23 protein-coding genes are annotated in these 23364 nt (G+C 68.9%); 11 read left to right on the top strand and 12 right to left on the bottom strand.

Annotation, left to right across the window (positions count from 1 at the left end; genetic code table 11):
• Nucleotides 1-188: 188 nt before the first annotated feature.
• The 4 genes from IP92_RS23935 to IP92_RS23920 all read right to left on the bottom strand — a co-directional run bounded on the left by IP92_RS23935 (nt 189) and on the right by IP92_RS23920 (nt 3782).
• Nucleotides 189-1565 carry a multicopper oxidase family protein gene (locus IP92_RS23935; protein ID WP_371860974.1) on the bottom strand — a complete coding sequence of 459 codons (1377 nt, stop codon included), beginning with the start codon at nt 1563-1565 and terminating at the stop codon, nt 189-191.
• 8 nt (nt 1566-1573) lie between these two features.
• Nucleotides 1574-2974: a TolC family protein gene (locus tag IP92_RS23930; RefSeq protein WP_229418944.1), complete on the bottom strand. Its 1401-nt coding sequence runs from the start codon at nt 2972-2974 to the stop codon at nt 1574-1576.
• Nucleotides 2971-3324: a hypothetical protein gene (locus IP92_RS23925; RefSeq protein ID WP_145879994.1), complete on the bottom strand. Its 354-nt coding sequence runs from the start codon at nt 3322-3324 to the stop codon at nt 2971-2973. Before IP92_RS23925 ends, IP92_RS23930 begins: the two co-directional genes overlap by 4 nt.
• 68 nt (nt 3325-3392) lie before the next feature.
• A complete protein-coding gene (locus IP92_RS23920; protein WP_145879992.1) occupies nt 3393-3782 on the bottom strand; it encodes a hypothetical protein in 390 nt (129 codons plus the stop codon).
• Nucleotides 3783-3874: 92 nt separating this feature from the next.
• Here IP92_RS23920 and IP92_RS23915 point away from each other — a divergent pair, with 92 nt between their 5' ends.
• Nucleotides 3875-4753: an EamA family transporter gene (locus tag IP92_RS23915; RefSeq protein WP_145879990.1), complete on the top strand. Its 879-nt coding sequence runs from the start codon at nt 3875-3877 to the stop codon at nt 4751-4753.
• A gap of 1 nt (nt 4754) precedes the next feature.
• On the opposite strand, the gene trbK is transcribed toward IP92_RS23915, so the two are convergent.
• Nucleotides 4755-4976 carry an entry exclusion lipoprotein TrbK gene (trbK, locus tag IP92_RS23910; RefSeq protein WP_145879988.1) on the bottom strand — a complete coding sequence of 74 codons (222 nt, stop codon included), beginning with the start codon at nt 4974-4976 and terminating at the stop codon, nt 4755-4757.
• Nucleotides 4977-5110: 134 nt separating this feature from the next.
• On the opposite strand from trbK, the gene IP92_RS23905 reads away from it, so the two are divergent.
• On the top strand, nt 5111-5953 hold the full coding sequence (locus IP92_RS23905; RefSeq protein WP_145879986.1) for an MBL fold metallo-hydrolase: 843 nt from the start codon (nt 5111-5113) through the stop codon (nt 5951-5953).
• Nucleotides 5954-5974: 21 nt separating this feature from the next.
• Here the strand turns inward: IP92_RS23905 and IP92_RS23900 are convergent, their stop codons facing one another.
• On the bottom strand, nt 5975-7405 hold the full coding sequence (locus IP92_RS23900; protein WP_145879985.1) for a M20/M25/M40 family metallo-hydrolase: 1431 nt from the start codon (nt 7403-7405) through the stop codon (nt 5975-5977).
• Nucleotides 7406-7529: 124 nt separating this feature from the next.
• Between IP92_RS23900 and IP92_RS23895 the strand changes: the two genes are divergently transcribed.
• From IP92_RS23895 to IP92_RS23865, 7 genes are all read left to right on the top strand, one after another.
• Entirely contained in the window at nt 7530-8060 is a 531-nt protein-coding gene (locus IP92_RS23895; protein ID WP_145879983.1) for a GNAT family N-acetyltransferase, read from the top strand.
• Nucleotides 8061-8232: 172 nt separating this feature from the next.
• Nucleotides 8233-8679 (top strand): glycine zipper domain-containing protein, encoded by a 447-nt coding sequence (locus IP92_RS23890; protein ID WP_145879981.1) that lies wholly within the window; start codon nt 8233-8235, stop codon nt 8677-8679.
• A 652-nt stretch (nt 8680-9331) separates the two neighbouring features.
• Nucleotides 9332-10324: a serine/threonine-protein kinase gene (locus IP92_RS23885; RefSeq protein ID WP_145879979.1), complete on the top strand. Its 993-nt coding sequence runs from the start codon at nt 9332-9334 to the stop codon at nt 10322-10324.
• Nucleotides 10321-12699 carry an FtsW/RodA/SpoVE family cell cycle protein gene (locus IP92_RS30745; protein ID WP_371860968.1) on the top strand — a complete coding sequence of 793 codons (2379 nt, stop codon included), beginning with the start codon at nt 10321-10323 and terminating at the stop codon, nt 12697-12699. The genes IP92_RS23885 and IP92_RS30745 overlap by 4 nt, the downstream gene beginning before the upstream one ends.
• Before the next feature lie 13 nt (nt 12700-12712).
• A complete protein-coding gene (locus tag IP92_RS23875; protein WP_145879977.1) occupies nt 12713-14242 on the top strand; it encodes a hypothetical protein in 1530 nt (509 codons plus the stop codon).
• Between the two features lie 11 nt (nt 14243-14253).
• On the top strand, nt 14254-14733 hold the full coding sequence (locus IP92_RS23870) for an SH3 domain-containing protein (protein WP_145879975.1): 480 nt from the start codon (nt 14254-14256) through the stop codon (nt 14731-14733).
• Between the two features lie 148 nt (nt 14734-14881).
• Nucleotides 14882-16429 (top strand): FHA domain-containing protein, encoded by a 1548-nt coding sequence (locus IP92_RS23865; RefSeq protein ID WP_145879973.1) that lies wholly within the window; start codon nt 14882-14884, stop codon nt 16427-16429.
• A gap of 43 nt (nt 16430-16472) precedes the next feature.
• Here the strand turns inward: IP92_RS23865 and IP92_RS23860 are convergent, their stop codons facing one another.
• Entirely contained in the window at nt 16473-17513 is a 1041-nt protein-coding gene (locus IP92_RS23860; protein WP_199271859.1) for an NAD-dependent epimerase/dehydratase family protein, read from the bottom strand.
• A 75-nt stretch (nt 17514-17588) separates the two neighbouring features.
• Here IP92_RS23860 and IP92_RS23855 point away from each other — a divergent pair, with 75 nt between their 5' ends.
• Nucleotides 17589-18038 (top strand): winged helix-turn-helix transcriptional regulator, encoded by a 450-nt coding sequence (locus tag IP92_RS23855; protein ID WP_145879970.1) that lies wholly within the window; start codon nt 17589-17591, stop codon nt 18036-18038.
• Nucleotides 18039-18164: 126 nt separating this feature from the next.
• On the top strand, nt 18165-18578 hold the full coding sequence (locus IP92_RS23850; protein ID WP_145879968.1) for a hypothetical protein: 414 nt from the start codon (nt 18165-18167) through the stop codon (nt 18576-18578).
• Between the two features lie 84 nt (nt 18579-18662).
• On the opposite strand, the gene IP92_RS23845 is transcribed toward IP92_RS23850, so the two are convergent.
• The 5 genes from IP92_RS23845 to IP92_RS23825 form a co-directional block, all read right to left on the bottom strand.
• Nucleotides 18663-19235: a hypothetical protein gene (locus IP92_RS23845; RefSeq protein ID WP_145879965.1), complete on the bottom strand. Its 573-nt coding sequence runs from the start codon at nt 19233-19235 to the stop codon at nt 18663-18665.
• A gap of 4 nt (nt 19236-19239) precedes the next feature.
• Nucleotides 19240-20133 (bottom strand): pirin family protein, encoded by an 894-nt coding sequence (locus IP92_RS23840; protein ID WP_145879963.1) that lies wholly within the window; start codon nt 20131-20133, stop codon nt 19240-19242.
• A 4-nt stretch (nt 20134-20137) separates the two neighbouring features.
• Nucleotides 20138-20536: an OsmC family protein gene (locus tag IP92_RS23835; protein WP_145879961.1), complete on the bottom strand. Its 399-nt coding sequence runs from the start codon at nt 20534-20536 to the stop codon at nt 20138-20140.
• Nucleotides 20537-20617: 81 nt separating this feature from the next.
• Entirely contained in the window at nt 20618-21046 is a 429-nt protein-coding gene (locus IP92_RS23830) for a hypothetical protein (RefSeq protein WP_145879959.1), read from the bottom strand.
• Nucleotides 21043-23346 carry a bifunctional serine/threonine-protein kinase/formylglycine-generating enzyme family protein gene (locus IP92_RS23825; RefSeq protein WP_307724870.1) on the bottom strand — a complete coding sequence of 768 codons (2304 nt, stop codon included), beginning with the start codon at nt 23344-23346 and terminating at the stop codon, nt 21043-21045. The genes IP92_RS23830 and IP92_RS23825 overlap by 4 nt, the downstream gene beginning before the upstream one ends.
• Nucleotides 23347-23364: the final 18 nt, after the last annotated feature.

Raw genomic sequence — 23364 nt, 5'->3', positions numbered from 1 at the left:
GAAGGAGTGCTGGCCTGCAGGCCAGCACCGCTACGCAGGCGGAGAGCGATGCTCTCCGAAACCCCTGCTGCGCCCCGGCGGGTCTGACCCCAGCCGTTGCCGTTGGGGGTGAAAGCAAGCGTCTTCAGCGCACGCAGCTTGCCAACTTAACGGCAGTAGGGTCTTTACCCATTTTCCAGGAAAGTTTCCTAGTGGTGGTCGTGCCCGCCGCCACGCCGCACGTCCACCGGCTTGCCTTGCGCGGGGGCGAGTGGCGTCATGCCGGGGGCGGATGGTGCCGGCGGCAGTTCGCCCGTCCATTCGTAGGCCACCGTGCCTTTCGGGTGCTTGTAATGGCCCGGATCGCGGTAGTCGCCGCGCGCCTGGCCTTGGCGCACCTTGACGAGCGTGAACATGCCGCCCATCTCGATCTCGCCGAACTGGCCCGTGCCCGTCATCATCGGCAGCGTGTTTTCCGGCAGCGGCATTTCCATGCCGCCCATCGAGCCGCCCTTCTCGCCCATCACCATATAGCCCGGCACGAGCTTGTTGATCTTCTCGGCCACGCCGCGGTGGTCCACGCCGATCAAGGTCGGCACGTCGTGGCCCATCGCGTTCATCGTGTGGTGCGATTTATGGCAGTGGAAGGCCCAGTCGCCCGGATTGTCGGCCACGAATTCGATGGCGCGCATCTGGCCGACGGCGATGTCCGTCGTCACCTCCGGCCAGCGCGCCGCCGGCCGCACCCAGCCGCCATCCGTGCCCGTCACCTCGAACGTGTGGCCGTGCACGTGCAGCGGGTGGTTCGTCATCGTCAGGTTGCCGGCGCGGATGCGCACGCGGTCGCCCTGCCGGACCACCATCGGGTCGATCGCCGGGAACACGCGGCTGTTGAACGTCCACAGGTTAAAGTCCAGCATCGTGTTGACCTTCGGCGTGTAGCTGCCCGGGTCGATGTCGTAGGCCGACAGCAGGAACACGAAGTCGCGGTCGACGGCGTGCTGACGGATGTCCTTCGGGTGCGTGACCCAGAAGCCCATCATGCCCATCGCCATCTGCGCCATCTCGTCCGCATGCGGGTGGTACATGAACGTGCCGGCATGCTTCGCGACGAACTCGTAGACGAACGTCTTACCGGGCTGGATCGACGGCTGCGTCACGCCGGACACGCCATCCATCCCGTTCGGCAGGATCTGCCCATGCCAGTGCACGCTCGTGTGCTCGGGCAGCTTGTTGGTGACGAAGATGCGCACCCGGTCGCCCTCCACCACCTCGATCGTCGGGCCGGGGCTCTGGCCGTTGTAGCCCCACAGATTGGCCTGCATGCCGGGCGCCACCTCGCGCACGACGGGTTCGGCGACCAGGTGGAATTCCTTGACGCCGTCCTTCATCCGCCACGGCAGGCTCCAGCCGTTCAGCGTGACGACGGGGTTGTAGGGCCGCCCGTTCGGCGGCATCAGCGGCGCGGCCGTGGTGGCCGCCGATTGCACCGGCGCTTCCGGCAGCGATGCCGCACCGGCGCGGCTTACCAGGCCAGCACCCAGCAACGTGGTGGCGCCGGCGAGAAACGATCTGCGCTGATTGATGGATGTGGTCATTGGTGTGCTCCGTGTTCGTGTGCTTGCGCGGCGCCTGCCGCTTGCGTCGCGCGGCCGCCCAGCGCGGCTTCCAGGTCCGCGTCCGCGATCCAGTATTCCTTCAACGCCGCGATGGCGGCGGCGACGGCCGTGGTCTGCTCGCGCGCATCGGCGAGCAGTTCGAAGGTGCCGACCAGCATGCCGTTGTAGCGCAGCAGCGTCTCATCGGACAGCCGCTTGCGCAGCGGGATCACCACGTCGCGGTAGTGCTTCGCCAGGTCGTACGACGTGCGGTAGGCGAGATACGCCTCGCGCGCCTCGCTGCGCGCCTGCGCGGCCGTGTCGGCAAGCCGGTTCACGGATTGCATGTACACCGCCTCGGCACGCCGCGTGCGCGCGCTGCCCCAGTCGAACAGCGGGATTTCCAGCGTCAGCTCATAGCCGCGCTGCTTTGGCGCGCCGCCATCGCGTTCGCGCACCGCGCCCAGCTCCAGCACGTTGATGAAGCGCGTGGCCCGCGTCAGGCCCAACATTGCTGCCGTGTGCTCCGTATCGAGCCGCGCAGCCTGCACGTCCATCCGCTCGCGCAGCGCCGTCTGTTCGATATCCGCCAGCTCGCGCGCCGCGGCAGGCAGCTCCGGCAGGCGCTCCGGCAGCCGGTATTGCGCATCCTCGCCCCACAGGCCCAGCAGGCGGGTCAGGCGCTCGCGCGCCGCGGTGGCGGCCTTCGTGGCGCGCGCCACGTCGGCCATCGCCTCCGCATAGAAGGCTTGTTCGCGGGCCTGGTCGTAGGCACTCCAGTTGCCCGCCTTGCGCATCCGCTCGGCCAGTTCGGCGCTCGCATCAGCGGCGGCGCTGACCTGCCGCGCATACTCGACGGCCTGGGCGCCCGCGACCGCCTCGTAATACGCGCGGCGCGTATCGAAGGCGACCTGCAATGCCTGCGACGTGACGCGCACCTTGGTCTGCTCGAACATCCGCCCTTCGATGCGGCCGGCCAGCGGTGCCGTGATCAGGCTGATCACATTGAACGTCAGCGTGCGCTCGATCGACGTTTCACCGCCGCCCCGCTTGTGCTGGTAACCGAACGCCGGATTCCGCAGGCGGCCCGCCTGCACCAGGTCCGCCTCGGCGACGCCCAGTTCCCAGTAGGTGGCCTGCAGGCCGCGGTTGTTCAGCAGCGCGATGCGCACGGCGTCGTCAGGCGTCAATGGCTGGGCCAGCATCGTGCGCAACTGCGCCGCCAGCGCGGTGCGGTCGGCATCGGTCTTCAGCAGCGCGGTGGGGGCACCAGCCTTGGCCTCGGTGGCGCCGCGCACGGTGGCCATGCCGCCATCGGCGGAGAACGTCGCGCAGCCGGACAGCGCCAGCGCCAGCGCGGCCGCGCCGCCCAGCCGGAATGCGGTGGAGGCCATCATCGCTGCGGCTCCTTCTGCGCGCCGGCGCCGTGTCCGTGGCCGTGGTGGCCATGGTCCTGCTGCGCAGCGGGCTGCTGCCGCGCGTGCCCGGCATGCTCCTGATGCCCTTCATGCGACATGCCCGCCATGCCGTCCTGCCGCGCGACGGCGGCGTTGGTGGCGGCCCACGTGGCAGCCGGCGGCTGCGCCAGGTCCCGGGCGGGACGATATTGTGCCAGCGGCGAAACGTAGCGCGTGGCGGGGACGGCTTGCCCGGCCGTGGCGGGATCGGCGGCCGGCTGCGCCCCCGGCTGCGCGAATACATGGGCGGAAGCGACGCTCAGCGCCGCCGCGATCGGGTACTTCTTCATATGGTTACCTCGTGCGTGAACGACCCGCGTGGGCGGGCTTGAACCGGTCATGCGACCGGAGCGATGGTTCAGGCGAGCTGGGATTTGGGCGGCCGGTCGAAACCCGCCAGGTCGACGGCGGCAGGCGCCGTGAGGACGAAGGGAACGATGGCGCAGCGGCCGTCCAGCGCGGGCGGCGCGGCGGGCAGGGACGGCAGGAGCGGCGCGCCGGTGCAGCAAGCGGCGGCGCTGGCGCATTTGGCATGGCCGGCCGCGGCATGGTGCGCGGCGGCGCCGTCATCGGGCTGCGCCTGCGCAGCCAGCATCGCCGCGTGATCGTGGTGCGTGCCCTGCTTCATCGGCGCGGCGTTCTCCGGCACGGCGGGCGCGCACAGCAGCATCGTGGCCGACGCAAAGCCCTGGAACGGGATGCCGGCCAGCAGGAACCACAGCAGCAAGGAACGAAACAGCGCTTTCATCGCCGCTATGGTAGCACGACGCGATCCATTTCCCTGCCACGGGACGGGCCGATCGGTGGTATCTTCCACGCTTCGCTCCCAGCCTTGCCCTTATGACCAGCACCTCCAGCCTGCCCGCGCCGGCGGCATCCAACCTCGTTCCGTACGCGGCGCTGCTGCTGTCGCTCGTCTCGATGACGGCCGGCGCCTCGCTGGCCAAGCAGCTGTTCCCCGTGATCGGCGCGGCCGGCGCGACGGCGCTGCGGCTGACGTTCGCGGCGCTGATCCTGTCCGCCGTGTTCAAGCCGTGGCGCATCCGGCTGGCGGGCCAATGGCGCGCGCTGGCGCTGTACGGCGTGTCGCTGGGCGTGATGAACCTGTGCTTTTATTCGTCGCTGGCCTATATCCCGCTGGGCATCGCGATCGCGATCGAGTTCACCGGCCCGCTGGCGGTGGCCGTGTGGACGTCGCGCCGGCGCATCGACTTCGTGTGGATCGCGCTGGCGATGGCGGGCCTCGCGATGCTGCTGCCGCTGCGCCAGTCGGCGGCGGCGCTGGACTGGCGCGGCATCGTGCTGGCGTTGTGCGCGGGGGCTTGCTGGGCCGTCTACATCCTGGCCGGCAAGCGGGCCGGCACGCAGCACGGCCCGGCCGCATCGGCGTGCGGCATGTGGATCGGCACGATCGTCGCGGCGCCGATCGGCTTTGCCCAGGCTGGCCCGGCGATCCTGGCACCGCACATCCTGTTGCTGGGCCTCGGCGTGGCGATCGTCTCCAGCGCGATTCCCTATTCGCTGGAGATCGTGGCGCTGCGCCGGCTGCCCGCCAATACGTTCAGCATCCTGCTGAGCGCCGAGCCGGCGATCGGCGCATTGATGGGCCTTGCCCTGCTGGGCGAACGGCTGACGGTCGTGCAGTGGCTGGCCATCGGCGCGATCATCGTGTCCTCCGTCGGGGCGGCGATGAGCGGGCGCGGGTCCAAGCCCAGTTAGGTCAGCGGGCCGGCGTGCCCTGCTGGAACTGGTTGCGGCGCTCGCAGCGGCCGACGAACGCGCGGCGCACGTCGGCATCCACGATCTTGTCGATTTCGGCCGGCGCGCAGGTGGCGTCGGACAGCGTCATCTGGTCCGCGACCAGTTGCGGGTCCACTTTATTGCCGCAGGCGGCCAGCAGCGCGGCAGTGGCGACGAGGGCAACGAGGTTCAGTGCATGCATGGTGTCGGGTCGGTCGTGAAGGTCGCGGCATTCTCACATACGCTTGCACAAGTGGCAACCGACACAAGGGCGGAAAATGCATAAGCTTATGCTTTTTCCTTATAATGAAGGGCATCCAAACTAACCGGCTTGCCATGACACCGCAGATCCAGGCTTTCTTCGATCCGACCACCTCGACCGTGACCTACGTCGTCCACGACGGCACGACCTGCGCGGTGATCGACTCGGTGCTCGACTTCGACCCGAAGTCGGGCCGCACGTCCACCGCGTCGGCGGACCGCGTGATCGCCTATGTGCGCGAGCACAACCTGAACACCGTATGGCTGCTGGAGACGCACGCCCATGCGGACCACCTGTCCGCCGCGCCCTATCTGCGCGAGCGGCTGGGCGGGCGCATCGGCATCGGCGCACAGATCGGCGAAGTGCAGAAGGCGTTTTCGCACCTGTTCGGCAAGCCGCGGCCGCTGCCGGAATTCGACCACCTGTTCGCCGCGGACGAGGAGTTCGCGATCGGCACGCTGACGGCGCACGCGCTGCACGTGCCGGGCCACACGCCGGCGGACATGGCTTACCACATCGGCGACGCGGTCTTCGTCGGCGACACGCTGTTCATGCCGGACGTGGGCACGGCCCGCTGCGACTTCCCCGGCGGCAGCGCGGCGACGTTGTATCGCTCCGTGCGGCGCCTGCTGGCACTGCCGCCCGAGACGCGCCTCTTCATGTGCCACGACTACCCGCCGGCCGGGCGTGAAGCCAGCTGGGAAACGACGGTGGCCGACGAGCGCGCCCACAACGTGCACCTGCACGACGGCGTGACGGAAGAGCAGTTCGTGGCGCTGCGCACGCAGCGCGACGCCACGCTGGCGATGCCGACGCTGATCCTGCCGGCGATCCAGGTGAACATCAATGCGGGCAAGCTGCCGGAGCCGGAAGCGAACGGCGTGCGCTACCTGAAGATCCCGATCGACGGCTTCTGACCGCCGACCGGGGCAACCCGATCAGCGGAACTGTTCCGGCGCGCGGCCGATCGGCTGCTCGATGTTCGCCAGGTACCACGTCAACGCGGACAGCACGGCGACGTGGCGCTTCAGGTCTTCCGGCTTCACCTTGTCGAACGTATCGGCCGGCGTGTGGTGGTAGTTGAAGTAGGCGCTCGTGTCGATCAGCGGCTCGAACGTCGGCACGCCATCGGCTTCCATCGCATGCAGGTCGCCGGCGCCCAGCACGTCGCGCCGTTGCAGTACACCCGCGCCGATCGGCACCAGCGCCGATTGCAGCGGCGCGAACAGCTTCTCGTACTGCGGGCGCACGCCGGCCAGCACGCCGAACGTGCGGCCGGCCACGCCGCCATCCGTCTCGATCGCGGCGAACTGCTTGTCCAGCGTGGCCTTGTTGGCCTTGTGGTACGTGGCGCCGCCGGCACCGCCCACCTCCTCGCTCATCCACGCCACCATGCGGATCGTGCGGCGCGGCTGCAGCTTCAGTTTCTTCAGCGTCTCCAGCACGCCCATCGACGCGGTCACGCCCGTGGCGTCGTCGTTCGCGCCGGTGGCGAGATCCCACGAATCGAGGTGGCCGGACACGATCACCACTTCATCGGCCTTGTCGGTGCCGGGGATGTCGGCGATGACGTTGTAGCTGTCCGCATCGGGCAGCGTTTGCGGCGTCAGCACGAGCTTCATCGTGATCGGACCCCGCTTCGCGAGGCGGGACATCAGCATCGCATCCTCGGCCGTGACGGCGGCGGCGGGAATGCGCTTGCCGTCCTCCAGGCGCGTCAGGCCCGTGTGCGTCAGGCGGAAGTCGGCACCGCCGACGGAGCGCACCAGCGCGGCCACCGCGCCCAGTTCGGCGGCCATCGCCGGGCCGCGCGTGCGGAACGCGGAACCGCGGCCATACGCGGGGCCGGCCAGGCCACGGTCGGCCATGCCCTGGTCGAACGCCACGTCGAACAGCACGATCTTGCCTTTCACTTCCGCGGCCTTCGCCTTCAGCTCGTCGAAGTCGCGCACGATCACCACCGGAGCCGTCAGGCCCTGCGCCGGCGTCGCGCCCGAGCCGCCCAGCGCCGTCAGCACGACGTTCTGCGTGACGCCTTTCGGCCGGCCCGCGTACTCGACCAGCTGCGCCTTCTCTTCGCCGCGCACCCAGTGCGGCACCTTCACGGGCTGCAGCGTGACCTTCGCACCCAGCTTGCGCATCGCGTCGGCCACCTGCTCCACCGCGGCGGCGGCGCCGGCGGAACCGGACAGGCGCGGGCCGATCAGGTCCGTCATGTCTTCCAGGCGCTGGTAGGCCCAGTCGCTTTGCAGGGCGGTATCGCGGATCGTGGCGAGGGTGGCGGGATCGATGGCTTCGGCGGCTTGGGCGCCGCCGATGGCGAAGAGACTGACAGCGAGGACGGACAGGACGGGCTTGCGAAGGTTCATGCGGTCTACCTGACAAAAGGGGTTCGTGGAACCTGCAACGATAGCGCATTTGTTAATGTTGTGCAGCAACTACCCCGCCCGGCCGTTGTTTGACCTTGCGCTTTGCATCGCATAGCATGAAGGTATGCTGAAGGGACCTCTCTGCACCGTGCGGCACCTGCTGAACACGGACCTGAACACGTTCATCGCGCTGGTCAACGACCTGCCGTCGCGAGGGGATTACTTTTCCAGCCACTTCAAGTCGCCTGAAGCGATGCGCAAGGAGTTCGTGCAGAACGGCTTCGTCACGGAAGACAGCGAACTGTTCGTCGTCGAGGACCAGTACCACCACATCGTCGGCGTCATCACCCATTTCAAGTCGCGCACGCCGACCAGCCGCGAAATCGGATACCGGCTGTTCGACCGCGACCTGGCGGGCCGCGGCTACACGACGGAAGCGCTGCGGATGCTGGCCGATTACCTGTTCCGCGTGCACACGTGGCACCGGCTGGAGGTGCTGGCCGCGCCCCGCAACATCGCCTCCGTGCGGGTTGCCGAGAAATGCGGCTTCACGGCCGAGGGGGTGCTGCGCGAGGCGTTCTTCATCAACGGCCGCTACGAGGACGTGACCGTGATGAGCCTTCTGCGGCACGAGTGGGAGCGGCTGTACGCATGACCCCCTTGTTTGGTTGACACGATTTTTGTGACGTTGACGGTCCCGTTTGTAAAAATCTGTATGCGCGCTTAGCGCTTCAATTGTGCTCGGGTACAGTTCCTCCATACGAAACGGCCTTGTGACCGAGTTACATCCGAATCCCGGTCCGCCACGCAAAAAAGGGGGAAATATCATGATCAAGAACATCGCAACCGTGCTGCTGCTGGGTGCCGCCGTCACGACGTCTTCCGCCGCCCTTGCCGCCGGCGACCGCGCCTTCAACACCGCCGCCGGCGCCGTGATCGGCGCGGCGATCGGCAGCCAGACGGGTAACGGGACGACCGGCACCGTCGTCGGTGGCGTCGTCGGCGCAGCCGTCGGCAACGCGATCAGCTCGGACGACCGCCGCCACCGCGACCGCGGCTATGGCTATGCCCAGACGCGCGTGTACGCGCAGCCGCAGCCCGTGTACTACGAACCGGCACCGGTCTACTACGAACCGCCGCGCGTACGCTATGTGCGCCCGGAACCCGTGTACGTCGTCGAGCGCCGCCCGGTCGTGCGCGAGTACTACTACGAGGAACCGCGCTACCATCATCACCACCATGGCCGCGGCCATGGTTACGGCCACTATCGTTGATGCGGCCACGCTGTTGATGTTGGAAAGCCCGGCGATGCCGGGCTTTTTTCATTTTGAGCGACATCGGAACGGCTGCAACCCAGCCCGAATCGATCACCATTTACTTGATGCTATCGCTAGGAGGTCAGCCGTCGATGAGATTACCTATGCTGCCCCGCTTGCTCGTCGTATGCAGCATGGAACGCCTTCAATTGATCGATCAGCTCGGGATAATTCGCATAAATGCCATTAACACGGGTACGCAGTAGCACTGACTCGCGAAGAGAAGGGGAAACACCGCATTTGCGCTCGGCATCGTCGGATTTCGCGCGAACCACATCAGCTTCCCAAAGCAGAGTCGTGCACTCATCGGACTTTACCGGGAGATCCGCCGCCACACGATCCAACTGCGCAGCGAGCTGGCGTCCTGTGCGGGCCAAAGCTCTCGCGCTTGTGCCAAAGATGAATTTCGATATGAAGCGTGCGTTAAACATGCTGGGGGAATGTCGGGCAAGCCGGCTCCGGGCGAAGGTCAAATGTATTGAACGGTTAAGTGTACGAGTCCGTTAGCGCATTGCGCAAGTTGAACATTTTGTGGCGGCCACTCTTCTCACCCGCTGCCGTTTCCCGCTCCCCCCGCTAGCTCGCATCGGATCATCCACATTGAACAACGATGCCAGCTTCCGAAACCACCCTCGCCCTCGAACGCGGCCACTACCGCCTGCAAGACCAGATCGGCGCGTCCGTCTACGGCACGATCTGGCGCGCGTCCGGGCCGCCCGGAACGCCGGACGTGGCCATCAAGCGCATCAACGAGGAGCAGATGGGGCGCGCCCTGCCCGGCCAGCGCGAACGGTGGATCGCCAGCGCCTGCAACGAGATCACGTTCCTTCAATCGCTGCAGCCGTGGGATGGCCGGCACATCGTCCGGCTGGTGGACTCCGGCTGGCATGACGGCCTGCCCGTGCTGGCACTGGAACTGATGGATGGTGACCTGGGCCGCCACGTGGCGCGCCGTCGCGCCCAGGTCGACGGCCCCGATTTCGAGCAGGTACTCGACTGGGTGGGCCAACTGAATCAGGCGCTCGCGAAAGTGCATCAATACGGCTGGCGCTACCTGGACCTGAAACCGGCGAACGTGCTGGTCGACGCGGCATCCGGCACCGTCAAGCTGGCCGACTTCGGCACCAACCGTCTGCTGGAAGCCGCGCAGGCGCACAGCTATTGCGGCACCGCGAACTGGCAGGCGCCGGAACAGTTCTTCCCGGCGGCCGGCGGCGGCTACGCGACGGGCCGCCACAGCGATTACTTTGCCCTCGGCGCGCTGTGCTACTTCCTCGCCACCGGCACGCCGCTGCGCTGGTGCGCCGCGTGCGGCGATGCGTACCGCGAGCACCTGTCGGACGGCGCCCTCGCGCTGCTGGACCGCGGCCCGCTGCCGCCGGTGCTGGCCGACGACGAGGCCGCGCTGTTCGCCGCCGCGGTGCCGCCCGCGGCATGCCATCCCGCCCTCGACCTGCTGCGTACCCTGCTGGCCGCGGCGCCCGAGGAACGCCCCCGCAATGCGCTGCACATCAGCCGCCTGCTGGCCGCCGTGCGCGCGGGCCTGGGCGGGCGCGCAGCGCTGGTGCGCAGCAGCGCCGCCACACTGGAAGGATGGGCATGAGCCGCCGCCCGCTGGTGCCCCTGCTGGTGCCCCTGCTGGCCGCGTTGTTCGGGCTGCAGCTGTTTGCGCTGCTGCGCGCCCCGGCGATGTGGCTGCCCGCGTCGATCGCGGTCCGGCTCACGCCCGGTGCGTCGGTCACGCTGGGCGGCGCCGAGCTGGCGGCCGTGCAGGCCGATGCCAGCCGCGTCGTGCTGGGTCGCCGTCCGGATGGCGGCTGGACGTTGCGTGCTACCGGTGCCGGCCGCCCGCCCTTGCTGCGGCGCGACGGCAGCGAGGTCCGGCCTGGCACCGTGCCCGTCGCATCGCTGCGCACCTTCCGCATCGGCGCACAGGCCTTCACCGTGCGGCAGGCGGACGACCGCACGATCGCATTCACGGATGGCCGCGCGCAGTGGCGCTACGACGGCGCGACCGTCCATCGCGACGGCGTTGCACAGCCATCCTGCCCGGATGCCCCGCTGGCCGCCACGGTTGCCGCGCTGTGGAACCGCATTGTTCCGCCAGCGTTGACGATCGCCCGGCCGCTCGTCTTTGGTGGCAACCTCCATTGCGGCAATCGCATCGGCCTGGCCGATGTCGATGCCGGCAGCGCGCAGGTAACCCGCGGCGCCGCCGGGCTGCAGCTGACCGCCGCGCCAGGGAGCGCCGTGCCCGTGCTGGCCGGCGGCGCCAACCTGCGCGACGACGAGCGCCCGCTGGCCGGCGTGCAGGCGCTGACCTTGGGCCGCACGCGCTATGGCGTGGCCGTCGACGGCGGCGCGCTGACGTTGACACCGGCGCGCCGCATCGCGCTGTACGCCGTACCGGAAAACAAGCTGCCCCCGCAGGTCGCGTGGGACTGGCGCCAGCGCACGCTGTGGCAAGGCAGTCCGTTCACGTGGACGCTGACCGTGCTCGCGGCGGTGCTCCTGGGCGCCATTGCGCGCCTTGCGCCGCGGCCCGGCCGGCGGCGCGGCAATATCCTGCATCCCGTCCACGACCTGCGGGAAGAGCGCCGCTTGCGCTCCCGCCTGCATTCCCGCATTGCTCCGCTGGCAGGCCTGCTGCGCGGCCCGGCCGCCGCCGCGGTGCTGCTGGCTGGCACCGCCGCACTGTTGGCCCAACGCGGCGGCGATCCGCCATCGGCGGGCTGCGCGCTGTTGCTGGCCGCAGCGGCGATCGGCACGTGGCTCGTGCAGCCGGGGCGCGTCTCGGCCGGCGCCGGTGCCGCGCTGCTGCTGATCGCGGCCGGCCTGCTGTGCCAACTCGACCTGGGGCTCGGTGGCCTCGACACGGACTGGCTGCGCTATTACCGCAAAACGGCGGCACTGCTGGCGGCAGGCAGCGGCGCGATCGCGTTGTGGCGGCAGTATGGTGCCGGCGTGCTGGCATCCCAACGCCGCATCGAATGGCTGCTGCTTGGGGCGGCCGGCTGCGCGCTGCTGTTGCTGGCCGCCCAGGTGCTGTGGGGCGACGAGACGGGCGTGTTCGACATGCAGCCCGTCGAACCGGCCAAGCTCGTGTTGACATTGCTGACGGCGCACTGCCTGGCGCTGCGGATGGGCTGGCGCGCCGACCATCGCGAGCAGCCGGGCCATGGCGCACGCTGGCTGCGGCTGATCGCGCCGGCACTGCTGTTCCTCGCGCTGCTGGGCGCGGCGCTGGTGCAGGTGGACGATTACTCGCCGCTGATCCTGCTGGCGCTGTGGACCGGTGCGATGGCCTTTGCCTACGCCCTCGCCGCGCGGCGCTGGCTGGCCGCCGCGCTGCTGGCAAGTGTCGCGCTGGCGGGCATTGCCGGCGTGGCCGCGCTGCGCGAGGCGGGGCCGGACGGCTTGCCGTCGTCGTTCTATGCCGACCGCTTCCAGGTCTGGCTGGAGCCGGCGCGCCATCCGCACACGGGCCAGCAATTGCAGCAAGGTGCCGCCGCGATCGCGGCCGGCGGCTGGCTCGGTGCCGACGGCCTGCTCGGCGTGGTGTCGCTGGGCCAGGCCGGCGGCGGCGTGATGGCGCTGCCGGCCGTGCAGGACGATTTCGCGCCGTCCTTCCTGCTGCACCGGCATGGCCTGGCGGCGGCGCTGGTGCTGTGGGCTGCGCAAGCGGCGCTGGTCGCGGGCCTCGTCCACGCAGCGGTGGGCCGCGCCCGGGCCGGTGCGGAAGCACGCGGTTTCCGCCACGCGTGGCTGCTGCGGCTGCAGGCGTTCACGCTGTGCGGCGGCGCGGCGTTCGTGGCCGGCCACCTGCTGCTGTCGTGGGGGACCAATCTGGCGATCCTGCCCGTGATGGGCCAGCCGATGAGTTTTCTTTCCGCCGGCGGCAGCCACTTGCTGTTTTTCCTCCTCCCCCTGCTAGGCATCCACGCCGCTGCCACGCAGCCCGATCCAACGCACGAATAACCCGGAGTAAGCCATGCCGATCTATGTCCAACACGAAGTCCTGGGCCGGATTCCCGACGTCTTCAACGCCGAGGCGATCTGGCAGGCGCCCGGGCTGGCGCTGTTCGCGCGCCGCCCGCTACTGCGCGACCTGCTGGAACGCTGCCCGCGCGAACACCGCGGCCGCGCCGCCACGCGCTGCTTCGCCCACGTGACGTTGCGCCTGCCGCAGGAAGACGTCGACGACGATTACCACCTCACGCGCGGCAACCGCGCCCGCGAGCTGGCCGACACGCTGGCCACGCTGCACCAGAAGGACTTCGGCGACCTGCTGGGCGCCGACCAGGTGCGCTACCACGTCACCGGCGCGGACGACCTGCAGCCGGGCGAGATCGAAGTGCGCTTCGGCCATGCCGTGTACCTTCCGGCGCCGGACGAGAAGGTGCTGTTCCACGTCAGCGCGTCGTCCGACTCGGCCGTGTGGAAGCCCGTCTGCCCCGTCTACCCGAACCAGCGGCTGGCCGTCATCGACGAGAGCACGGCGCCGTTCTGGCCGTTCGGTTCGCACGGCACGCTATTACTCATCAACGAAGGGCCCGACGCGCAGCCGGTGCTGCAGGTGCGGCCGAAGGATGCACTCGATTGCCGGCTCGACGAGCGGCTCGGCTATTACGTCATCACGCGCAAGCACGACCCGCAGGGCAAGCGGCTGCTGCTGAAGGTGGCGCGCAGCGGCAGCGCTGCGAAGGCCCCCCCGGCGCCTGCCGCGATGCCCGCGCCGCCGGCCGTCTGGCAGCCGCGCGCCGCCCGGCCCGCCGCGCATGTCCCGGCCATCGCGCCGGACGAAGCGACGGCCGTGCCGCTGGCCCCAAGCCGGCCGGCCTTCCGGCCCGAAGGCAGCGACGCCACGTTCGCACCGGGCGCGCGCCAGCGCATGACGCTGGCCGCGATCGCGCTGCCGCGCCTGTCCCGCTACCGCAGCACCGGCGCGACGTCGCTGTCCGTACCGTTCGACCAGACGCTGACGCTGTCCGCCGCCGGTGACGCCGCGCTGACGTTCGTCGTGGAGGCGGACGACACGCTGCACGCCGTGACACCCGCGGGCCGCGAACGCATCGACGTCCCCGCCGCGTTCGCACCTGCCGGTGAGCGCAGCATCAAGCTCGCGCAAGTGCCGCCCCAGATGGCGGAACGCTACGCGGCATTGGTGATGCTGCCGGTGCCCATCGCGGCGCCCGTCACGCAGGGCAGCTTCGGGCGCGGCAGCGCGGCGCTGGCGACGTTGCGCGTGCTGGACGTGCCGCGCCTGCTGGGCCGCGACGATGCGACGGTGCCGGCCAGCCCGGACCGCATCGGCCTGTCGCGCACCGCGTTCGCGTTCGAAGCCAGCGCGCAGGGGCTGACCGTGACCCGGCAGTCCGCCACGCAGGCGCTGTACCACCTCGATGCCCAGCTGCGCTTTATCGGCACGATCGGCGGCGCGCTCGATGAGGATAAACCGTTCGTGCTGCCGCCGGGCCACCACATCGTCGCCGGCCACTACGTGCTGCGCTTCGACGCGTGATGGAGACGCCGATGATCACGCAATACGGCGGCGCCCTCGCCTACCTGATCGGCCTGGCGATGACGCTGGTGCTCGCGTCGTTCCTGACGCCGGCGCACTGGTGGCGCCGCCCGACCGCACGCGGCCTCGTCATCGTCGGCGGCGGCACGTGGGCGTGCGGTGCTCTGCTGCTGTACTTCGCGGCGGCCGCGCCGCTGCCCTTTTCCAGCGCGCTGACCAACGGCAGCATGATGCAAGGTGACGTGCCGGCGCAACACATCGCCGCCGAGCTGCCGCGGCCGGGCCAGCGCTATCGCGTGCACCGCGACCTGAATGTACGCGACGGTGCGGGCGTCGCGGCGGCGCGCTTGAGCGTCGTACCGGCGGGTGCCTACGTGACGCCGACCGGCCAGCGCCAGGGCGATTGGTGGCAGATCCGCTATGACGGCGGGGCCGGCCCGGCGCTGGGCTGGGCCAGCAGCCTGTGGCTGCGCGCCGCCGCGGAACGATGATGGCCATCTAGACAAGATTAAGGGTTCGACATCGGCAGGCGGCCGCCGGAGAATACGGGCAGAAAAGCAGTGCTGTTTCGGGCAACGCCGAGTTGCCAACGGCAGGGAAAAGCGCGTAAAGTCTTGCTTATCTCGTCCGTGGCCTCCCATGAATACATGCCGTAACCCCGAACACCCGCACTGCACCTACTGGGTCGCGCCGGGTCGGCACGTCTGCGAGGCGGGCCATGGCCAGCCCGCGGCAACGCCAGAGGTGGACGCGGCACAGCCGGGGCAAGCCACCGGGCAGTCCAGCTACGAACTGCTGGCTTCCATGCGCAACGCGCGCGTGCCCGGTCCCGCGGCCGTGCAGGAAGCCGCTCCCGTCGCCAACTACGCCACGCCGATCCGCGTACGCCCGCAGCTGCACATCAGCGGCTTCGACCCGCGCGCCGCCGGCGGCCGCCAGACGCTGAAGATAGAATTGCGCGGCATGCCCGAACAGTGCGCGCCGCAGCTGGCCATCAAGCTGTCGTCGGAACTGATCCCGAACGGCGCGTCGCGCCAGCAGTTCGTCCGCTCCGTGGACGGCGACTGGCGTCCCGTGTTCGTCGAATTCTCGTCGCGCGACCGCGAGCACGGCCAATACCAGATCCACACGGAAGTCCTGTCGCAAGTGCCCGGCCAGCCCGCGCGCAAATGGGAATGCACGTTCGTGATCCTGGTGCCGCGCCTGGACGCGACGCTGACGGAAATCCACCGCATCTTCCTGTCGACGCACAAGAACGTGCGCGTCATGGCCGACGACGCGTCGATCGCCAGGGTCGCTGACCGCAGCGGCCATGGCGGCGGCAGCATGGACATCGACGTCACCGCCCGCAACGCCGGCATCGCCCACCTGGACCTGGGCGCGCCGCAGGGCAAGGTGGACCTGGGCTTCTCGACGATCGCGTGGGACGAGGACCTGATCGAGATCGACATGCCGCACACGGGCCCTGCCCACCCGCACCCGAGCCGCAGCGCAAGCTTCGTCAACGCGGCACCGGAGGCCGGCGCGCAGCGCCACATCCGCCTGTTCGCGCTGGACGAATGCGTGTTCGGCCGGATGGAAATCGTCGACCCGGAAGCGCATGCGCTGCTGTCGCACTACGGCCCGGACGGCATCGATGCCGCGGGCCTGACGCGCCGCCTGTCCGGCCGCCACGCCGTGATCCGACGCGGCGCGCACGGCTTCGAGATCGAGGACGTGTCGCGCTACGGCCTGCTGCTGGACGGCGTCTGGCCCGGCAAGCACAAGCCGGTCGCGCTGCGCCTCGGCATGAAGATCGAACTGTCGGCCAACATCAAGGGCATCGTCGTGCTGGAAGTGACGGCCCTGATGCCGCACGGCGTGATCCTGCACCGCATCGACGACGGCGCGCGCGCCGAGTGCTTCGTCGTGCTCGCACCTGACACTCACCCCGGCTACCCGCTGCGCCGCATGCAGGCCGCACCGATCGCCGCCGCGCTGCCGCTGCTGTTCCACCACAACGGCGGCTTCTGGCAGCTGGACGCCGTGACGGGCAAGGAAACGGCGCTGGGCCCGCAGGCGCAGCTGGACAAGCTGGCGCGCATCCCGCAGCACACGCGTTTTGCCAGCGAGGCATATCCGGAGAGCTGGATCATTCGCACGAGCGGTGTCGAGCATCGCACCGTGGCGGAGATGCAGACGGCGTAACGCCGGCCGCCCGCACCGCCAGGGCGCGGCGAGCTGTCGACTGCTACACGATCCCGTTCTCGACTAGGCTGCGTGCGCACCGGATCACCGCGTCCCGCGATGGCGCCGGGCGCCATTGCAGCAGCTGCGCCGTCCTCCCCGTATCGAACTCGCGCCGCTTGCCCAATAGCGGCACCATGAACCGCGCCTCCGCGCTGAACAGGGCCGACGCCCGCATGATCCAGTCGGGCAAGCGCCGTTTCGGGATAGCGTGTGCACGGTCCGGGAACGCCTCGCGCAGCGCCTGCGCGATATCCGCAAACCACAGGAAATCGCCTGCGGCGATGAGCCGCTGGTTCGCAGCCGCGGGGTGGCTCATCGCCCGGATGTGCAGGTCGACGAGATCGTGCACGTCCGTGATGGAAAAGCCGACATGAGGGATTGCCGGCACCTTCCCCGTGATGAACCTTGCCACCAGCTCCAGCGACGGTGAAACATGCCGCGTCATCGCCGCGCCGACGATCAGGCCGGGCAGCACGGTCGTCAGCGTCATGCCGGACTTGTCGCCGCGGATGAAGTCCCACGCGGCCCGCTCGGCAAGCACTTTCGAGCGGGCGTACTCGTCGAGGCCCGGTTCCGCGGGATCGGTCCAGGTGTTCTCGTCCGCCAGCGGCTGCCGCTCGCCAGGCACCGTGGGTGTTCGCGCCGCCAGGCCGGACGACGTGCACACCACGCGTTCCACACCGGCGGCCGCGGCGGCCCGCAGCACGCGCAGCGTGCCATCGCGTGCCGGACCGACGAGATCCGTGCCCCGCGACGCACCCTGCCCCATCGGCGATGCGACATGAACCACATACCGGCAGCCATCGGCCGCTCCGGTCCAGCCGTCGTCCCGCAGCAGATCGGCGGTGGCAAAGGTCAATCGATTGCCCGTGTCGCCCACCGCACCCTCGACCGCCTTCTTCACCGCGCCTTGTTTGCCGGGATCGCGCAGCGTCGTGCGCACCCGGTATCCGTTGCGCAGCAGCCCCGCGATCATCCACCCCGCCACATAGCCGGTTCCCCCTGTTACCAGCACCAAGTCCTTGCTTTCCACGTCGATCACTGCACCTCCCATCGGTTCGTCGCATGCCGCCACCGGGACATCCAAATGGCGGTTACTTTTGGAAACTGAGATACTATGAGTGACCAACCATTTGCACAAGAAAGCACCTTGAAGAAACCAAGTCACCTCAAAGTCACCGCCGGCACGCGATGCGTGACGGATTTCGCCGATCTTCCGGCCGATGCATGCCAGTCCGTCGGCGACGTGCTGGCACGCGTCGGCGACAAATGGTCCATCCTGACGATCGCGATGCTGTCGCGGGGGACGATGCGTTTCAGCGAGTTGAAACGCAGTCTCGGATCCATTTCGCAAAAGGTGCTGACGTCCACATTGCGGGGACTGGAACGGGATGGCTATGTGCTGCGCACCGTGACGCCGACGATTCCGCCGCGGGTGGACTATGAGCTGACGAAGCTGGGCCAGGACGTGCTGGGGCCCGTGGAGGTGCTGGCGCGCTGGGCGATCGAGAATAGCGGCCGGGTGGAGGCAGCGAGAATGCAATTCGATCGGAGAGCCCATGTGTAGCGACGGCATGACGGGAGCATGCGCCGGCCGCCCAGCGCGCGCTGCGCACGGTCTCGTCGCCGCCGGCGAGCATTGCCATCACGTGCGACACGCCGTTGACGGCATCGCCTCTGTCAGGAGACCTCGATGATGCCGAAACCACTCAGGACGCTCGCGTTTGCCGCGGCAATGGTGATGCTGCTGGCATTCGTTTCGCTGCGCTACGAGCTGGCCCTGGACGGCGCCGACACGACGTATGCCGGCTTCCCGTTGCCATGGCACGCGCGGCTTCCGGCCGCGTCGCTCGCAACAGAAGTGTTCCTCGTCCCGCTGGGCGTCAACCTGCTGCTGTACGGCTGGGTCGCGCGCCACCTCGTCAAGCTGATGGAACGCCTGCCGGGACGGGCGGCGCGGCGGTGCGCTGCCGCGCTGATCGCAGGCGGCTGCGTCATCGGCCTCCTGACGCTCGTTGTATTGAGCTTGTACGATGTGTTTTATTTGGCTTGGCCCTTGCCTGGTCCATTTACCGTGACGGCGGTGTATTACGATAGATGGTGGTGACAACTCCCTGCAGGGCGATCCTGGCCCGACCGGAAGCAAGAGCCGCGGCGCCTGCAACGTCCTTCCACGCATCGGGTGACGACGTCACTTCGCGTCGACGAACGGCGGAACCGGCTTTTCCTCACCGGGTTTCAAGCCTCCGACGTGTTTGACGATCCCGGCGTACTCGGCATCGTTCGGTGTGTAGACGAACTGGCCATGACCGACCGCACCGCCCGTTTCCGCGCGCAGATCCATCACGAGTGTGCGATCTTTCAGCATCATCACGGACCCGATCGGACTGGCCGGTTCGGCGTCGACCAGCCGCTTCATCTCGGCAACGATCCTGCCATTCTTGTCGCTGCCGTCATTGAAGGCATCGCAGGAAGGTGCCACTACCGTCTCCTGGAAGGCCGGGCTGCGCGAGAACAGCAGCCGCTCGCAGTCGCACCGCAGCTTCGCCATCAGCCGCTTCGTGCGCCGCTCCCGCAATTCGGCAACCCAGCACGAATCGGCGCAGCCGCAGGTGTGGTACGTCAGCTGGAGCTTCTTGTCCGGCCATGGCAACGTATAAACGTCGTGCGGGGAGCCCGCTCGGGCGGCACTCGCCGCCAACAACAGCGTCGCGGCAAGCACGGCCTTCCAGGGCACCCGCATGCGACGGATTATGCGGCGCATGCCGTCACAAATATGTCCCCTGCGGCTTCGGCTTGTTCGGCAGCGGAATGCGCTCCGTCTCGCCGGGCACCTGCGGAAAACGCTCCGCCTCCCAGTCTTCCGCCGCCTGCACCAGCCGCTCCTTCGACGACGACACGAAGTTCCAGAACATGAAACGATGCCCATCGAGCGGCGCGCCGCCGATGACGACAAAGCGCGCCGCTTGCGATGCCTTGACGCGCGGCGGGGTCGCCGTGTCCAGCAGCGACATCGTGTTGACGGGGACGGCCACGCCGTCGATCTCCACGCTGCCGATGACGCAATAAATCGCCGCCTCCGCCGGCAATGCGGGCAGTTCGATTTCCTCGCCGGCGGGCAGTTCGACGTCCAGGTACAGCGTCTCCATGTACGTCGGCACCGGTGACGTCTGGCCGAACGCGCTGCCGATCAACACGCGGACGGTGGCGCCCGCGACGGCGAATTCGGGGATCGCGGCAGCCGGCGTGTGCGAGAAATGCGGCTCGTCCTCTTCGTTCGCTTTCGGCAGCGCCGCCCACAGCTGCAGGCCATGCATGCGGTGCGGCTTGCCCTTCAGGTCGACCGGCGCCCGTTCGGAATGGACGATGCCGCGCCCGGCCGTCATCCAGTTGATCGCGCCCGGCTCGATGCGCTGGAACGTGCTGAGGCTGTCGCGGTGGTCCATCGCGCCTTCGAACAGGTACGTGACGGTGGCCAGGCCGATGTGCGGATGGGGGCGCACGTCGTGGTTCGCGTCCAGCGGCACGTCGATCGGACCGAAGTGGTCGAAGAAGATGAACGGGCCGACGGCCTGCTTGATCACGGAAGGCAGGTAGCGGCGCACGATGAAGCCGCCGCCCAGGTCCTTGTCGTGGCCCTTGATCAGGTGCGCGATGTTCATGGCTTCACTCCAGCGTGGTCGTCACTTCGGTCTTCACGGTCGACATCAGCTTGTGCACCGGGCACTTCTCGGCCACGGCCAGCAGCTCTTCGCGTTGCGCGTCGGTGAGGTCGCCCGTCAGGTGCAGGGTCACGGCGAGGCGGTACACGCCTTTGCGCTCTTCGCTGTCGTCGCGCTGGGTGGAGACCTGGATGTCGTCGACGGGGATGTTCTTGCGCTTGGCGTACCACAGCACCGTCAATGCCTTGCACGACGAGAGCGCCGCATCGTACAGGTCGTGCGGCGACGGCCCCGCGTCCGCGCCACCCTCTTCGCCGGACACGTCGGCGGGAATCAGGTGGTTGCGCACGTGGACGAGGTGGCGCATCGGTTGGGTATGGTCGCGGCGGACGATGATCGGCATGGCATTCCTTGCAGTGAGATTAATCTTTGCGGAATGTACACCGTTCCGGGCGGGCTGCCTACTCCCGGAATGGGGAGTACGCTAGCGGACAGCCAACTCCGCGCGAGGGGCCTCGTCCGCCATGATGCCGGCCAGCTCCGCGGCGAAGCGGTCCAGGCTCGCCACATCGGTGTCCAAGTGCAGCGTGCACCGATCGAACCGCGGCCGCGCCGTGTCGCCGAAGTTGTCCTGCATCGACACGGTCACGTCCACCTGCCCCATCGGGTGGACGTCGAATGTCAGCCGCAAGTAGCGATAGTCGTCCACGCCGAACGCCAGCGCAAAGCGCGTCTGCCCGGCCGGCGCCGGCACCTGCGCGAGGAAAGCGCGCAGCTGCGCGGCCTGCCGCAGCAGATCGGCCTCGCTCCAGTGCACGCCGGTGCGAAAGTACAGCGGCGCACGCGCGGCTGCCGCTTCGAGCAGCACATCGTCGCCACTGCCATGCCGCACGATCGTCAGCCGATCGCTCATCCCAGCCTCCGCACCACCCGGAACCCGACAACGTCATTGGACAGCACCGCCGAATAACCGTTCCGCACGGCCGAGCGCAGGTAGCGCGGCTGGTACAGCCATGCGCCGCCGCGCACGATGCGGCGGGCCTGGTCGCCGCGGTCTTCCCACGCCGAGCCGTCCGTGGGCGCGCCTTCGTAGCTTTCGTGCGCGACGTCCTGCGTCCATTCCCACACGTTGCCGTGCATGTCGTACAGGCCCCACGGGTTCGGCTGGAAGCTGCCCACCTTTGTCGTGCCGCCGCGGAATTCGCCGCGCACGCCCTTCCCGTACGTGAAGTGGCCGTCGTAGTTCGCGTACTCGGCGCCGATCTCGTCGCCGAACGAGAACGCCGTCGCCGTGCCGGCCCGGCACGCGTATTCCCATTGCGCTTCGGACGGCAGGCAGTAGTGCGCGCCGGTCATCAAGGTCAGCCACTGGCAGTACTGCTGCGCGTCGTGCCAGCTGATGCCGACGACGGGATGCCAGTCGTCCTGCTCGAAGCCGGGCGATTTCCAGTCGATGTCCAGCGCCGGTTCCCATGCGGTGGCCTTCACGAAGCGGCGCCATTCGCCGACGGTGACGGGGTAGCGGCCCAGCGCGAACGGCTGCGCGATCGCCACCCGGTGCACGGGCTTTTCGCGGTCGAGCCAGGCCTGTTGCGAGCCCGCCTTCAACGCCACCGCGTGCTCGCTGTCGGTGCCGCCCATCAGGAATTCGCCCGTCGGGATCAACACGAGGTCCGGCGCGACGCCGCTGCCGTCGACGAAGCGGTCGCGCAGCACGCCGCTCGGGTCGGCCACGGGGCTGGCCGGCGTCGGCATCAGCCGCGCCAGTTCGGCCGCGTTGCGTGCGGCCTGGCGCAGCCGTTCGCGGTCCTGCTCCGCCTTGTAGGCCGCCTGCGCGCGCAGCAGCGCCGTCTTGCGCTGCTTTTCCTCTTCCAGCGCACGCGCCTTGGCCGCATCGGCATCGCGCCGCGCGATCAGCTGCTGGCGCAGGGATTCCTTGCGCGCCGCGGCCGCCGCCTCCGCTTCGCGCTTCTTCTGCCGTTCCAGCTCGCGCCTTGCCTCGTCGTCGCGCGCCTTTTGCAGCGCGGCAGCTTGCGCCTCGGCCTTGCGCCGCGTGACGAGCTCCATCTGCCGCTGGATTTCGAGCCAGCGCTGCTCGGCCGCCTCGGCAGCCTTGGCCTGCTCCATCGCACGCTGCTCCGCATGCAAGCGTTCCTGCGCTTCCTTCAGCTGGGCGCGCTGGCGCTCGTGCTCGCGCCGCTCCGCCTCCAGCCGCGCCGCCTCGGCCTGCGCGGCCAGCTCCTCCGGCGATGGGCCGGCGGCGCGCCGCAGCGCGTCCAGCAGCGCCGTCACCGAGTCGAAGCGCTCGTCCGCGTCGAACGCGAAGCCCTTCTGCAGCACGCGCCATTGATCGTCGTTCAGGCCCGGCGGCGCAGCAACGGGGATTTGCGCGGAGCGCGTGGCGTCGAACGGCATTGCGCCGGCCAGCATCTGGTAGACCATTACGGCCACCGCATACACGTCCAGCTTCGGCGTCGGCGTGCCCTGCTCCGTGCCCGTCTCCGGTGCGCGGTAGCCCGCCGTGCCGGCATTCGGCACCTGCGGCAGGCCGGCGCCCGCGTCGCGCTGGCGCGCGGCGATGCCGAAGTCCAGCAGCTTGATTTCGTCGTGAACCGTGAGGAATACGTTACCGGGCTTCAGGTCGCGGTGGACGAGCCGGTGCTTGTCCCACGCATACTGCAGCGCGCTGGCGACAGGCCGCAGGATGCGTTCGACCTCGCCGAACGGCACCGGGCCGTGCGCGGCCAGCCACCCATCGAGGTCCTGGCCTTCCAGGCATTCCATGATGATGAAGTAGCTGCCGGTGGCCGGGTCCTGCGCCCATTCGTAGACCCGGACGATGTTGTCGTGCGCGAGGCGGCGCGCTTGCGTGGCCTCCTCGACGAGGAGGCGGGCGTGGGCCGGGCTTTGCGTCAGCGCCGGCGGCAGCACCTTCAGCGCCACCAGCTCGCTGTGGCCCAGTTCCGCATGCGTGGCCAGGTCGACCGCCTGCCACACCTGCCCCGTGCCGCCCATGCCGATCAGCCGTTCGAGCCGATAGCGCCGGTTCTGCGGGCCGATTTCCTGGCCAGCCATCAGGCCCAGTTCCGTGCCCTGCTTGGCGGGCAATGGCGGCGCGGTGCCGCCGGGCGTGTACTCCGCGTCCAGGATCGCGTTCTTGCGCCGTTCGAATTCGTCCGCCGACAGCAGCCCGTCTTCGTGGAGAGCACGCAATTCGCGGATTTTTTCCCT

This window comes from Pseudoduganella flava, assembly GCF_007830495.1.
In the GTDB taxonomy this organism is placed as follows: Bacteria; Pseudomonadota; Gammaproteobacteria; order Burkholderiales; family Burkholderiaceae_D; genus Rugamonas; species Rugamonas flava.
The sequence above is the reverse complement of the archived record's forward strand: the minus strand, read 5'-3'. Positions and strand labels throughout refer to the sequence as shown.

Bases quoted from the DNA above. Each gene is read 5' to 3' on its own strand.
- IP92_RS23930 (WP_229418944.1), bottom strand. From the start codon at position 2,974: ATGATGGCCTCCACCGCATTCCGGCTGGGCGGCGCGGCCGCGCTGGCG.
- IP92_RS23925 (WP_145879994.1), bottom strand. From the start codon at position 3,324: ATGAAGAAGTACCCGATCGCGGCGGCGCTGAGCGTCGCTTCCGCCCAT.
- IP92_RS23920 (WP_145879992.1), bottom strand. From the start codon at position 3,782: ATGAAAGCGCTGTTTCGTTCCTTGCTGCTGTGGTTCCTGCTGGCCGGC.
- IP92_RS23915 (WP_145879990.1), top strand. From the start codon at position 3,875: ATGACCAGCACCTCCAGCCTGCCCGCGCCGGCGGCATCCAACCTCGTT.
- trbK (WP_145879988.1), bottom strand. From the start codon at position 4,976: ATGCATGCACTGAACCTCGTTGCCCTCGTCGCCACTGCCGCGCTGCTG.
- IP92_RS23905 (WP_145879986.1), top strand. From the start codon at position 5,111: ATGACACCGCAGATCCAGGCTTTCTTCGATCCGACCACCTCGACCGTG.
- IP92_RS23900 (WP_145879985.1), bottom strand. From the start codon at position 7,405: ATGAACCTTCGCAAGCCCGTCCTGTCCGTCCTCGCTGTCAGTCTCTTC.
- IP92_RS23895 (WP_145879983.1), top strand. From the start codon at position 7,530: ATGCTGAAGGGACCTCTCTGCACCGTGCGGCACCTGCTGAACACGGAC.
- IP92_RS23890 (WP_145879981.1), top strand. From the start codon at position 8,233: ATGATCAAGAACATCGCAACCGTGCTGCTGCTGGGTGCCGCCGTCACG.
- IP92_RS23885 (WP_145879979.1), top strand. From the start codon at position 9,332: ATGCCAGCTTCCGAAACCACCCTCGCCCTCGAACGCGGCCACTACCGC.
- IP92_RS30745 (WP_371860968.1), top strand. From the start codon at position 10,321: ATGAGCCGCCGCCCGCTGGTGCCCCTGCTGGTGCCCCTGCTGGCCGCG.
- IP92_RS23875 (WP_145879977.1), top strand. From the start codon at position 12,713: ATGCCGATCTATGTCCAACACGAAGTCCTGGGCCGGATTCCCGACGTC.
- IP92_RS23870 (WP_145879975.1), top strand. From the start codon at position 14,254: ATGATCACGCAATACGGCGGCGCCCTCGCCTACCTGATCGGCCTGGCG.
- IP92_RS23865 (WP_145879973.1), top strand. From the start codon at position 14,882: ATGAATACATGCCGTAACCCCGAACACCCGCACTGCACCTACTGGGTC.
- IP92_RS23855 (WP_145879970.1), top strand. From the start codon at position 17,589: ATGAGTGACCAACCATTTGCACAAGAAAGCACCTTGAAGAAACCAAGT.
- IP92_RS23850 (WP_145879968.1), top strand. From the start codon at position 18,165: ATGATGCCGAAACCACTCAGGACGCTCGCGTTTGCCGCGGCAATGGTG.
- IP92_RS23845 (WP_145879965.1), bottom strand. From the start codon at position 19,235: ATGCGCCGCATAATCCGTCGCATGCGGGTGCCCTGGAAGGCCGTGCTT.
- IP92_RS23840 (WP_145879963.1), bottom strand. From the start codon at position 20,133: ATGAACATCGCGCACCTGATCAAGGGCCACGACAAGGACCTGGGCGGC.
- IP92_RS23835 (WP_145879961.1), bottom strand. From the start codon at position 20,536: ATGCCGATCATCGTCCGCCGCGACCATACCCAACCGATGCGCCACCTC.
- IP92_RS23830 (WP_145879959.1), bottom strand. From the start codon at position 21,046: ATGAGCGATCGGCTGACGATCGTGCGGCATGGCAGTGGCGACGATGTG.